Source organism: Fibrobacter sp. UWB10, assembly GCF_900182935.1.
Taxonomy (GTDB): domain Bacteria; phylum Fibrobacterota; class Fibrobacteria; order Fibrobacterales; family Fibrobacteraceae; genus Fibrobacter; species Fibrobacter succinogenes_O.
Map to the genome: position 1 here is coordinate 135,705 of NZ_FXUE01000001.1, position 12,895 is coordinate 148,599.

The window sequence follows — 12,895 nt, forward strand, 5'->3', positions numbered from 1 at the left end:
AGCTAGACACTCACGGGTTCGGAATCTTGTTTTTCAAACTGTACAACCTGGTTACGGCCGCCTTCTTTAGCGCGGTACAATGCCTGGTCGGCATTGTTGATTGCCTTCTGCAAGTCGCCGTTAAAACTCTGCGTAAGCAGGAATGCACCGATACTCACGGTGACGCGGAGCGGTTCAGAACGATGCACATCGAACACGAGCTTTTCGACCGACTTACGAATGCGTTCAGCCGTTTCGACCATGCCTTCGGCTGTGGTATCGATAAGGGCGACCACGAATTCTTCGCCACCGAAGCGGGCCACGACATCGATATCGCCGCGAATTTCTTTACTGATGGTGTCGGCGATACCCTTGATGACCACGTCACCAATCGGGTGGCCATAAGTATCGTTCACATGCTTGAAGTGGTCAATATCCATCATCAAAAGCCCGATGTGGTACTTGCCGCGGTCGGCGCGAACCTTTTCGCTGCGGAGTTTTTCGAACATCGTCTTCTTGTTAATGAGGCCCGTGTGACCATCGCGCATGGCCTGATCGCAACCCTTTTCGTACTTGCGGGCGCGATTGTAAGCAAAGCCTGCAACGCCGGCAAAGGCCTTGAGCAGTTCCTTTTCGTGATCGTTATACGGCATAGAACTGCTGCTTTCAAGACAGATTGCAATTTCAGCCATGTCAGAATCGTGTTCAGCCGAAATCGGCATCACCAGAATCTGGCGCAGGTTCAAATTCTTGCGTTCGGTATCGTTCAAGCGCGGCAGGTAATCTTTAAAGCCCGGCAAGAAAGAACGTTCCATGGGGCGGTTGCGCATGAGGGCAAGCACGAACACGCCCTTGTCCGAAAGCGTAAAGGTCTTGTTTGCAAACTGCTCGGAATCAACGCCATCGCAGAACACCACGCGGCCCGTCATGTCGTCGCCCTGGTCCATAGCCAAAATGGTAAGGCGGTCGTAAGCCATGTTTGCCTTAACGTAGTTGATAATCTGCTTGTAAATGTCCTTGACCGTCATGGTCTGGAAGAACTTGCGCAGGTAGCTGTAAAGGCCGCTGTACTGCTGCAAGGCAATATGCTTTTGCGCAGAATAGAAGCCCTTGTAGTCGAGCATCGAAATAGAGCTTGCCACAAACGAAAGCGCACGGGCAGTCATATCGTTAAACGCATTCGGGCGAACAGAATCCATAACCAAGGCACCCACGCGAAGGCCCGAGGCATGATCGATCAACGGAACAGCTACCACAGACTTGATCGCCGGATTGTCAACATAGTACATGACGCTCTTGGCACCCGGCAAATCGCCTTCCAGAAGGCGGTTCACGTTACTGCGGAACAGCTGGCCCAAAAGGCCCGAAGTTTCGGAAATGCGCACGCAAGTATTGACAGAAATTTCCTTGTCGTTTGCAAAATTGCGAATACCCCATTCCTTCTGGTTTTCCATTTGCGTAAACACAATCACGGAATTCACGTTCGGCACCACAATCTTTAATGCCAGCAACATGTCGGTCATGGAGCGGTTAATATCGGCGTTAGCACGGGCCCAAACCTGGCTCACCTTGAGGGCGGCTTCGGGTTCGTTTGCAAGGCCCTTGATGCCAATAAATTCAGAACGCAGGTCCGGGGCGATAATCGGGTTACCGGCGGTAGCGCGCTTGGACAACGAAATCACGGGGAGGCCCGCCGTTGCAGACTGGGAATTCGGACCAGCAAGGCGCGGACGGTTCATGCAGGCAAGCACAAACGCAACAACGGCGAAGGGAATGAGAAACAGGAACATTCCCCCCTGGAATGCAAGGCCAAGCAAAAGGCCCGCGACCACGAACAAAATTTCTGCAACAGACATACTTATCCCACTATAAACGGAAGGAACGGTACAGCATTACCACGGAAACGCCGCCATAAACAAAGTGGCTGATCCACGCCGCCCAAAAAGGCGAAAGTGCACCATTTTCTCCCATCTTTAAGCCAATTCTTTCAAGGATATAATAGCTAAAAACAATCAACAGGCCAACCCCGAATTTCTGGGAAAGGCCCCCAGAGCGACTATAACGATGGCAGAGCGCTGCACCAATGAGTAGCACAATCAAATTCATCCAATGAGCGGAACGCTTAAAATGGAGTGCGGTTTCCATGGCTCGCGTGTCTTCGCCCGAACGGCGCAGCACGTTGATTCTTGCCATGACCATCTTGGAATCCATTTCGTCAGCGGTTTGGCGCTCGTTAATCAAATCGCCCGGATGAGTCGTAATCTTGTCGCAGACTTTTTCGCGCTGAATCTGGAACACTTTCACCGTGCCGTCTTTATGGAATTCGCGGCGATGCCCGCGTTCAAACTGCCAGCAACCCGGCGGCGGGTCAATGCTTGAAAGCCTGGCGATAGAATCGAGCGAATCCTTGGCAGGTTCTTCGATCCAGCGGACCACTTTTGCATCGTAGCGTTCGACCAAGCGCCCGTCTTCGCGAAGGAGCAGTACTACGTCGCGGCCAAAGCGGCCCTTGCCCGAATAATGCCTAAAGAACCAGCTCGCGCGTTCGCTGTCGATAAAGGTAAAGTCTCGCTTTTCCTTAATGCGCGGGTTTTTCTTTTTCTGGGCGTTCGTTTCCATGGTTTCCAAGCGCTTGTGGTTAGCGTCAGGGAGCCAGAGTTCGCTCATTTCGTACGAACCGATAGATACCAGCACGCCGAACACAAAAATCGGAATCAAGGTCTTGAACGGAGCCTGGCCGGAACTCTGCATGGCGCTCATTTCGAGATGGCGCGTCATGTTACCGATTGAGGCAAGCACAGCGATAAACAGGGCCACCGGCGAAATCAAGTAAATCATGTAAGGCAGGTAGCTTACATAGTAATCGATAGCATCTTTGGTGTCGCGGGCAAGCCAAGTCTTGATGTTACCCACAAAGTCAATGACCGCAAACATGAGGATTGCGCCCAAGAGCACTAGCAGGAACATCTTCATGAAATTCCACATCATGTACCGGGAGAACTTCATCCGAGCCTCCTGGTAAAGAATCCGAAAATTTTCTTGAAGAAACCGCCCACTGCGCGAACCGCCCTAAAGAACTTGGAATCGCCCGAGAATCGGTCACGTACCATGGCAATCGTAATGAATATGCCAAAAGTTCCAATGATAATGTTCGAGGCCCACATGGCAAGAATCGGGTCAATCAAAAGCCTGTCGGCCATGTTTTCGCCACCAATCAAGCAAATCCAATAAATTACGAAGAACGCAAGGCTATAAAGAATACCTGTACCGATACCGCCCTTGCGAGCCATAATTCCAAGGGGAGCGCCAATCAAGATAAAGATAAAGCAAGCAAAACCGGTGCTATACTTCTTGTGGATTTCGACCGTATACTGCGCTTTGCGCTTGAGTTCGGCTTCCATGCGCCCATACAGCCTTTCAGTCGTTCGTAGAGCAGCAATTTCTTGCACGCGGAGCCGCTGCAAGGACCGCCTGCGCTGGACAGAATCCACCTTCGTGCCACTTTCCAGCGATTCCGGAACAATGGAGTCGCCCAAGACTTGCGAGCGCAAATCGGTTAGCGTGTTCAAGCGTTTTTCAAGAGCCTGATCCTTATATTCCAGATAATGCTTTTCAGCTTCTTCGACCACTTCGGTCATCATTTCAATCGGCATTTCGCGGTCGCTGCGGTAACTGCGGCTACGGCGTTCCAAGCGGTCATCCACGTTCTTCATGGCGAGGTCTTGCGAGAAGTAGCGAATGCGGAAATAGTTTTCGGGGTTGTCGGCATCGGTCATGTGCGTTTCGCCACTGCGCAGGCGAAGCATGAGTGTTGCACCGTTGTCTTCGTATTCCATGGTGGCGCTGTCGGCATACACAATACGGGGTGCACCCTTCTTTTCCATTTCGAAAATCTGAATTCCGTACAAAGTACCCGACACCGGATCAATGCGGTTCACCCACAGTTGCACGTCGGGGAACTGCGTAATAAGCCTGCCCGCATCGATAAACACGTGCGGCTTTTTGCGCGAAACGGCATTCATGAGTTCCACCGAGCGGTGGTTTGCTTCGGGCAGCACCCAGTTGTTAAACACCACCATGAGCACCGAAATAAGCATCGAAACCAAAAGCACCGGGCGCATGAGCGAAAGCGGTGAAATACCAGCCGCCTTGCAGGCCGTGATTTCTTGGTCGCCCGAAAGCCTACCGAAAGCCATAAGGCTTGCCACAAGGACCGCCATCGGAATCGAAAGCGAAAGCATCCAGGCAAGGTTCAACGCAAAGATTTCAAGAACCGTCGAGGCCGGAAGCCCCTTTGAAAGCACATTGTCAAGGATTTTGACTAGAAAGTCTACCACGAACAGGAACGTGATTCCAAAAAGAGCCGCCAAAAAGGGGCCTATGAGCTCTTTCAACACGTAGCGGACTAAAATCATTTTTCTGAACTTACAAAATTTTCTACTTTACGGGGGTAAAATTAGAATTAACCAAAGAAAAAAAATGAACCTGTTCAAAAAGATTCCCTTATTCTTTTGCATTTTAGCCGGAACCGCTTTTTTGGTAGGTTGCGCAACAACCAACCAGCCCAAGATGAAGCACACCGAATGGTGCAAGATTCGTTTTGATAAAGCACAGGAACTTTATAAGAAAGAAAAATACAGCCGCGCTATTGAAAAACTCGAAGACATTCTTTCGACATGCGCCGGTACAGGCTATATGGAACAAGCTCAGTTCTTGATGGCAGAAAGTTTCTTTAACACCGAAGACTGGATCGAAGCCCGTGGCGAATACGGCAGCTTTATTCTGAACTTCCCGGGTTCTCCGTTTATCGAAACCGCCGAATTCCGCAAGGCTATTTCGTCTTTCAACATGGAATTCCGCGTAAGCCGCGACGAAGCGAACACGACGGTCGCCATGAAGGATTTCGAACGCTACCTGTCGAACTACCCGAGTTCTCCGCTGCGCGACTCGGTGAACTACTACTATAACCTGCTCATTGAACGCAGGGCCGAAAAGGAATACCAGACCGCAAGACTTTACCTGCGCATGGACAAGTACCAGGCCGCCGTGATTTATTTCAAGGAATTCCTGGAAACCTACCCCAAGAGCAAGCGCCGCACCGAAGCCCTGTTCCAAATTGCACAGGCTTACAACGAACTCGACCAGTTCGAAACGGCTAAGCTTTACCTGAACATTGCTCGCAACGAGGCCTCGCCCGACGACAAGGACATTCAAAAGCAAATCGAAAAGACCGAAAAGAGCATCGACAAGGCCGAAATTGCTTTTGCCAAGCGCATGAAAAAGGATTCCCAGAAGAAGAGATTCTTCAAGGAAGACCGAGAAATGCAGAACTAATTGTCAGAACTTAGTCGGTAGAGCTTAGAACTTAGAGAGAAGAAAGACGAAAGGTTTGTTGAGCATACTCCTTGTGGCGATTTTTGCCGCATCTGCGATGGCCGCCGAAGAGACTTCGACCCGCGACCGTTCCAGACTTTCAATCTTTCTGCAGCCTGCCGTTTCTTTTTTGGATTTTCCTGAACGCGAATACTTTCAGAACGCCATCGACACGCTCTACCGCAGCTTTAGGGAAGATGCCGTAAACGAAAGCGAATCGCTGAGTGTGGCTAAGCAGGACTTTCAGAAAGTGAACTTCTGTTTCCCGATTACGGCAGGGCTCCAATACCAGCTTTTCAAAGACAACTTTATTAGCGCGGGCGTTAGCTTTATTTACGACAACGAATCGGTGGTGCTAACCGACCGCAAAAACCGCACGCACAACTACAGCTACACCATTCAAGGCGTGCCGCTCTTTTTGGAATACAGACTCGGCATTCCGCGCAACTTTATGAGCCTTTCGGGCGCAAGCCTGTTCAGCATTGCCGTGCGCTGGTACTGGGTACTGCCCGGCACCGAAATTTACACCACCTGGGGCGGGCTCGAAGCAAAGACGCCTCTCCTTGGCGCAGGCTTTGGCGTAAGCCTTGGCTACCTGATTGCCAACTGGAAAAACTTCAACATTTACGGCGACATTGGATTCAGCAGCATTAAGGTTGAATCAGAAAAGAAATTTTCGCACATTGTCCCCGACGGCCCCGATGAAAAAGCCAAGTGGAACATTGGTGGACTCACCATGCAAGTGCGCATTGGTTTTGGGCTCTGGAACGAGCCGGAACCTAAAGAAGATAAAGACGATGATGACGACAAGCCGGAGGAATAATGAGCTTTATTCCGGGCGAAAAGTTGCATTACGCCGAGACGCATTTCAAGTTTAAACTCCCGTGGTCGCTGCTGTACAAGCCGTGGCCCGAAATTTTGGTGGACGCGCCGTTCCAGTTTGTGCCAGGCGTAGAACCTACTTTATGGGTGGTGGTCCGCGACGCGCATCGGTTCCCGACGCTTATTGAGAAGGCGGAAATCAACGGCAAGACCTTTGATTTACAGATACAAGCGAAGGAGCAATTTGGCTTTTACCCGATTAAACTCGGACACTTAGAGCCTGGCGTTCATGAACTGGACTGCAAGATTTACGCACAGCGAATCAGCGAAGACGGTGAACGCACCGCAACTAAAGTTTTCACCCGCTGGAATTACCCAGGATTAAAGCCCAAGCCGCTCAAGATTCACGTGCTTGCCGAAGAACCGCCTAAGGCTCCGGGATTTGTCGCGGGCGAAATGCATTGTCATACACACTACTCGGCAGACCACGTAGAACACGGCGCCTCGCCCGAAGTAATGCAACAGGCGGCCAAAGCCGTCGGGCTCGATTTTGTAAGTTGCACCGACCACGCCTACGACTTTGCCTACACCACAGAAGACTATACCAAAGAAGCCGACACACCGCTCACCCGCTTTGATGCTCTGCGCGAAGAAGTCCGAAAACTGAACGAAGCCGACGACATGCCGCTCATGATTGCGGGCGAAGAAGTTTCGGCTGGCAATTCCAAGGGCGAAAACGTGCACATGACCGCCCTCGGCCCCGAAGGCTATTTGCCCGGGCTCGGCGACTGCGGGCGCAATTGGCTCGACAACAAGCCGACTTTCAAGATTCCCAAGCTCTTGGAAATGACGAAGGCGCATTGCTTTGCCGCACACCCGATGCAGCCCATGGGCTACCTCGAGAAATTTTTTTTCCGCCGCGGCTACTGGAGTCATAAAGACTTGAATCTGGACGCCGCCCACAAGATTCGCGGAATCCAGTTCTGGAACGGCATTCGCGATGAGGGCTTTAAGCTCGGGCGTGAATGGTGGATCGAAGAACTTGGCAAAGGCAATTACTTGCTGCCCATTGGCGGAAACGATGCGCATGGCGACTTGAACGAAACGACCTTCGTGAGCATGCCGCTGATTTCGCTCGGGAATAGCAAAGAGCATGTTTTCGGGAAAGTCCGCACAGTTGTAAAGTTAGACGAGAGAGACGCTCTTTCGCTGAAATCGCTCAACGAGGCGTTCGCGGGCGATAACTGCTACATTACCGATGGCCCGGCTCTCTGGTGGGAACGCGGCGAAAAGACCGTGACATTCCATGCCCGCAATACGCAAGATTTTGGCGGAGCCTTCCGCTACATTCGCATTTTCGGCCGCAAGCGCTCTGCAAATGGCAAGCTCGCCAAAGAAGAATCCTTGTGCATCGAAAGCGTCGTAGCCGCCCGCGCAAATACTGACCTTACCGTCAACAACGACAACTTTGCCTACCTGCGCGCCGAATGCGAAACCGCGACAGGCAAGTTTGCCATGACCTCGGCCGCCGTACTTTAGGAGGAACCATGCCACGCTTTATGTCGCCCATGCGCCCCCGCTACATGCGTTCTCCTTCTGATATACCTAAAGAAGGCTTGCAAGTACAATCCATAACGCCGACGCCAAACGCAAGCGAAGAATCTTCAAACGGACAAGAGCCCGAGAATCAGGAACCGGAGTATCCTGAAATCGTCTGCGTGTCCGAAGGCACGTTCCGCCAGATTCGCGATGACAGCTTGGTGCTTTTGTCGCAGGGAATTTCTCACCGGCTTTTGCGCAGCATTGAAGGCCCCTTTTTGATTTTTGTTCTGCCCGAGCACGAGGCGCGAGCACAAGAACAACTGGCTCTTTACCGCAAAGAGAATCCGCCCAAAGAAGAAAACCCGCCGATTCCCTTGAGCTTTAGCCTGCAGCCGCTCTGGGTTTTGCTTGCGCCCTTGATTGTCACGCTGATTGATTTTACAGACGCCATGAACCTGCATACGCCAGGCATTTCGGACGCGGCAAAAGTTCTTAAGGGCGAATGGTGGCGTTCGCTGACTGCGCAAACATTGCATGGCGATGTAAGGCACTTGGCCTCGAATTTAATATGCGGCTACATCGTGATGAACATGATTACCTTCCGCATACCGCTTTTGCGGCTCGCGCCGTTTATCGCGATTGCGTCAGCAATCGCGAACCTGTGCGTTTCCTTGACCGTACAGACAAGTTTCCGTTCGCTCGGGTTTTCGACCTTTGTATTTGCCGCAATCGGTTGTCTTTCTGTGATTGAATTTAGGCTCATGCCCAAGGAAACGCACGGCCTGCTTCGCAGGTTCGCGCCGCTCTGCGGCGCGACATCGCTCGCCGTGTTCCTTGGACTCGGCGAGAACGCCGACATTCTAGGACATGCCTACGGATTTATTGCCGGACTGTTCTGCGGATTCATCCCCAGCAAAAAAGCGCTCCGTTGGGGAACGCCGCTTGCTACCGCCGACGGAGTCGGCCTGCTCGTTTACTACGCGCTATACCTAATCAGCTGGAAATTAGCCTTATAGGAGATTCCCGATCGAGTCGGGAAAGACAAATGGGTTAAACGCCGCCGTCGCTAAAGCCCAAAGAATCTTCGAGCCAAGTGTCGGTGCGTTGCACCGACAGGCGGCTTTTGTAAGCCTTGCGCCCCGCGCGCTGCTGCGCCCACTTTACCGAAAGCGCAGAAAGCGGGCCCATGTGCTTGAATAAAGTCGCCATGGAATTCGGCAAATTACGACGCAAAACATCGTCTTCGAAAGACGCATAATGGCTAACGCTACCCGGGTCACCCTGGCGAGCCGAACGTCCAAACAGCTGGCGGTCAATTCTAGAAGACGGATTGCATTCGGTTGCAATCACATGCAGGCCACCCAGCTTTTTCACGCTATCCGGAATCTTGATGTCGGTACCGCGCCCCGCCATATTGGTCGCCACCGTAATGGCTCCAAACTTTCCAGCGTCGGCAATAATGGCCGCCTCTTCGTCACTGCGCACGGCATTGATAATGCGACAGTGCAGACCTTCGTTTTCGATACTCTTGCCCAAGATTTCGCTTTCGTCGATATCCTTGGTGCCTATCAGAATCGGCCGCCCTTTTGCATGCAGGCGAACCACCTCTTTCACGATGGCGCGGCGCTTGGATTCTTTAGAAGTAAACGTCTTGAGGTGCGAAATCTTGCGCTTGCTCTTGCGATGATTCGGAATGCACACCACCGCGGCCCCGTAAATCGTCCAGAATTCGGCGGCAGCCTCTTTGCCAGTACCTGTCATGCCCGAGAAATTCTTGTACAATCTAAAGAAGCGCTGGAAACTCATGCGGGCCTGCGTTTCCTTAAGGCCCGAAAGTTCCAGATTTTCCTTGATTTCAATCATCTGGTGGAGCCCACCGTTCCAAGAACGCATAGGCATTTTACGACCCGTCGATTCGTCGACAATCACCACCTTGCCTTCTTCGACAACGTAATGGCGGCCCTGTTCAAAAAGTTCGCGTGCCACAAGAGCCTGGCGCACCAAATCTTTGAGGAACCCGGCGCGAGAAAACACCGTTGCCTCTTGCATATCTTCGAGGCGTTCTTCAAGGTCTACAATAAATCGAACCGTGCGGTTTCTAAAATCTACCGTGTAGTCGACATCGCGCTTCAGCTTTGTCGAAATGGAGTAGGCGATTTTGCACGATTCATTGAAATTCGCGTTTTCTTTTTCGCTCGAAATAATGAGCGGAGTCACCGCCTCGTCAATCAGCACGTTGTCGGCTTCGTCGACAATCGCCGTACAAAGCCCGCGCTGCACCAAGTTCTGCGCCATCTGTTCAAAATTCAGCAAAGACCCATTCGCCAAACGCTTGGCAAAACTCTGGTAGCGCCCCATGGCAATGCGATCGCGCAAAAAGTCGGCCAACACCTCTTTCGCCGTAGAATACGTGACATCGGCTTCGTAGCCTGCGCGGCGTTCCTTGGGTTTCATGGCACCAGTAACAGCACCCACCGTCACACCGCAAAAAGAATAAAGCGGTTCCATGATTTCGGCATCGCGTGCTGCCAGGTAATCGTTTGCCGTAATCACGTGGCAAGGGCGTTCGCTCCAGCCGCGCACTGTGGCGCACATGGCTGCCGTCACCGTCTTGCCCTCGCCCGTCGACATTTCAGCAATGTAGCCCCGGTACAAGGCAAGCGCACCGGCAAGTTGTTCAATATACGGCCTATAGCCTAGCGTACGCTTGACCGATTCCTGAACCAAGGCGAAAGCGGTCAGCAAGGTTTCTTTTTTAAAGCGGCACCGTAACTGCTGACGGATTTCCTTCATGCGACTTTTGAGCTGAGAATCGCTAAGTTTGCTGTATTCCAGACTTTCCTTATCGATTTTGGCAGCATCTTTCAGCTGGCGAACCAGAACACCATGGCGGCCCTTAAAGCGCCCTACCATACGGTAAACCAGCGCATCGAGCCCCGTGGGGATCTTTTTCACTTGCTTACAAGTCGTCAGACGATAGTTGTCCGTCAGGTTCACGATTTACATCCTGTAATACTTTTGCAAAGCCTGACGCACTTTGCGAATTCCTTGTATGGCAAGCGGCGTTTCGCCCAAGTCAAACCTGATTTTACCCGTACGGCCGTGGTATTTGAACCCGGCAGGCAAATTGTTGCTCATCTGTGCGCGCACAATATAGACCGGTTCCACCGTCTGTTCGCCATTTTGCGCATTGCTCATGCGAGTTTCGACTTCGCCACCAGCAAGCCAGCCGAGTGCCGCCGAGGGCAAGTGGTCACTTGCCGCAGGAATTGCCATAATATTTTCAACCTGAATTTCGACAAAGGCATCGCCATTCAAGCGAATCGACACCGTGCGCGGCTTGTCAGCAAAAAGCCTAGAACCTTCTTCTTGGCTAACTACCGCCACAAAATCAAACGCACTTGTATCGAGCAAAAGCCCGATTGAATCGCCCTGGTGCATGAATCTGCCCTTGTAGCTATCCAAGTCCTTGATATCCCAAATTCCATCGATAGAGGCGATTACCGTGAGATTGATGCGATCCTCTTCGAGTTTTTCCAACTCTTGCTTGAGCGCACCTATTCGTTTTTCAAGCGGCATCATGTTTTCGGGAGCATCTTCAAGTGCCTGATAATACGACATGGTTGTCTCGCGCAGCTGGGCCCGCTTTTCTTCGAGCTGGTTTTCCAGTTCTTGATTTTTAAGTTGCATAAGCGTATCACCCTTGTGCACAGCGCCAGCATAATGGTAAATACCTTCGACAACACCACTCTCACCCACGATTACATTCTCGTAAGTGCGCGCCTCTATTACACCCGGAGCCTTAAACGTATCGGGCACAGGCACGTTAAACAAGAACAAAAGTACACTGGCAAAGAACAGGATCGTCAAAATCACTGCGCGAGAACGCACCAAGGCAAGTCCCGGGCTTGCAAAGATATACTTGAGAAAGCGCCCCACCGGCATAATCACCATGGTCAAGCACAGCAGTATACCCATAAAGAACGAAAGCAACAGGTAATGCTGAGAAATCGCCACAATGAATCCCGTAAACAAGAAGATTCTGTAAACGGAACTGCAAATGCCGTAAAAGAAATAGACAACCCTTTCGCTCCAAGTTTCGGCGACAGGTTCGGCATCGCGCTTAAAGAAGATATAGCGTTCCAACAAATACTTTAAATGCTGAACGGATCGTTGCTGCAAATTGGGCATATCCAGCAAGTCCGTGAGCATGTAATAACCGTCAAAGCGCATCAGGGGGTTAATGTTAAAGAGCACCGTCGACACAGACGCCATGATAATGACGTTGTACGCCAGGTTCTTTAAAATGCCACCACCCAGATTCGCCCAAATAATCAAAGCAATAGATGCAATAAAGAATTCCGTGAGCATACCCGCGGCACCCACCAGCATACGTTTCGATTTATCTCGGAACGACCAGCTTGCCGTGGCATCTACATACGGGAGCGGAACAAGCAGCATGAACATAACGCCTAGCGTATGCACCTCGCCGCCGTAACGCTTGACTACACTCGCGTGCCCGAATTCGTGCAAAAGCTTGACGAACACCGTACACACGTAAACCCAGCCAATGTTCGATGGAGACAAAAAGCCTTGCGTACTGTCTTTGAGGGCGTCAAAATTTTCGACACCATACTTGGCAGCCACAATCACCGTCAAAAGCCACACCAAGGCAAACGGCTTGCTGATAAGGCAAGAAATTAGCCAGCGCAACTTGTTCAAAAGGGCATCGGGGTCGACCAAGGGCACCTTCAAAAAGAAGATGTTCAAGAGCGACGCCTTTACCTTTTTGCGGTTTTGCTTTTGGTTACGTTCAAACAGCTTTGCGCCATCTTCGATTCCATCGTACATAAGCATATTCGACTGATACAACTGCGCAAGCATCTCTATGACTTCGCCCTGCCCCGGGATTTCGCCCGTAGCAGAGTTGAGCATACCGTTCCACACCTCGCCTACCGTCTTGTTTACGCTCAGGCGCGAAACAAATTCGTACGCCCCTTGCGGCAAACGGTAAAACTTGTTTGTAAACGGTTCATAAAGAACATACCACACCACCCCCCGGTAAACCTGGCGGTGGACCTGGACACTCGCCCGGAGAGCAATCTTGCTCTCCGCAAGGCGGTACCAAGATTCGTGGAAAATTTTGCGCTGTTGATCGAGAACCATGGGTTAGATTTTG

Annotated in this window: 9 protein-coding genes; 4 read left to right on the forward strand and 5 right to left on the reverse strand. The window is 51.5% G+C overall.

Annotated elements, in window-relative coordinates:
• Window positions 1-2: 2 nt before the first annotated feature.
• From QOL41_RS00580 to QOL41_RS00590, 3 genes are read right to left on the reverse strand one after another with little or no spacing between them, the layout of a single operon-like run.
• Window positions 3-1,835 (reverse strand): sensor domain-containing diguanylate cyclase, encoded by a 1,833-nt coding sequence (locus tag QOL41_RS00580; RefSeq protein ID WP_173653254.1) that lies wholly within the window; start codon window positions 1,833-1,835, stop codon window positions 3-5.
• 10 nt (window positions 1,836-1,845) lie between these two features.
• Window positions 1,846-2,985 carry an LptF/LptG family permease gene (locus QOL41_RS00585; protein ID WP_283428228.1) on the reverse strand — a complete coding sequence of 380 codons (1,140 nt, stop codon included), beginning with the start codon at window positions 2,983-2,985 and terminating at the stop codon, window positions 1,846-1,848.
• Window positions 2,982-4,394 (reverse strand): LptF/LptG family permease, encoded by a 1,413-nt coding sequence (locus QOL41_RS00590; RefSeq protein WP_173653252.1) that lies wholly within the window; start codon window positions 4,392-4,394, stop codon window positions 2,982-2,984. The genes QOL41_RS00585 and QOL41_RS00590 overlap by 4 nt, the downstream gene beginning before the upstream one ends.
• Before the next feature lie 64 nt (window positions 4,395-4,458).
• Here QOL41_RS00590 and QOL41_RS00595 point away from each other — a divergent pair, with 64 nt between their 5' ends.
• Genes QOL41_RS00595 through QOL41_RS00610 form a run of 4 tightly spaced genes read left to right on the forward strand, consistent with a single transcriptional unit; the run spans window position 4,459 to window position 8,732 of the window.
• Window positions 4,459-5,313 (forward strand): outer membrane protein assembly factor BamD, encoded by an 855-nt coding sequence (locus tag QOL41_RS00595; RefSeq protein ID WP_283428229.1) that lies wholly within the window; start codon window positions 4,459-4,461, stop codon window positions 5,311-5,313.
• A 58-nt stretch (window positions 5,314-5,371) separates the two neighbouring features.
• Window positions 5,372-6,175 carry a hypothetical protein gene (locus tag QOL41_RS00600; RefSeq protein WP_283428230.1) on the forward strand — a complete coding sequence of 268 codons (804 nt, stop codon included), beginning with the start codon at window positions 5,372-5,374 and terminating at the stop codon, window positions 6,173-6,175.
• Window positions 6,175-7,713, forward strand: coding sequence for a CehA/McbA family metallohydrolase domain-containing protein (locus tag QOL41_RS00605; RefSeq protein WP_283428231.1), 1,539 nt, complete (start codon window positions 6,175-6,177; stop codon window positions 7,711-7,713). The genes QOL41_RS00600 and QOL41_RS00605 overlap by 1 nt, the downstream gene beginning before the upstream one ends.
• Window positions 7,714-7,721: 8 nt before the next feature.
• Window positions 7,722-8,732 (forward strand): rhomboid family intramembrane serine protease, encoded by a 1,011-nt coding sequence (locus QOL41_RS00610; RefSeq protein WP_283428232.1) that lies wholly within the window; start codon window positions 7,722-7,724, stop codon window positions 8,730-8,732.
• A gap of 34 nt (window positions 8,733-8,766) precedes the next feature.
• Here the strand turns inward: QOL41_RS00610 and QOL41_RS00615 are convergent, their stop codons facing one another.
• Both QOL41_RS00615 and QOL41_RS00620 read right to left on the reverse strand, forming a co-directional pair.
• The gene (locus tag QOL41_RS00615; RefSeq protein ID WP_283428233.1) at window positions 8,767-10,713 is read right to left on the reverse strand and encodes a preprotein translocase subunit SecA; all 1,947 of its coding nucleotides are present in this window, start codon (window positions 10,711-10,713) and stop codon (window positions 8,767-8,769) included.
• Window positions 10,714-10,716: 3 nt separating this feature from the next.
• Window positions 10,717-12,882: a hypothetical protein gene (locus QOL41_RS00620; protein ID WP_283428234.1), complete on the reverse strand. Its 2,166-nt coding sequence runs from the start codon at window positions 12,880-12,882 to the stop codon at window positions 10,717-10,719.
• Window positions 12,883-12,895 lie beyond the last annotated feature (13 nt).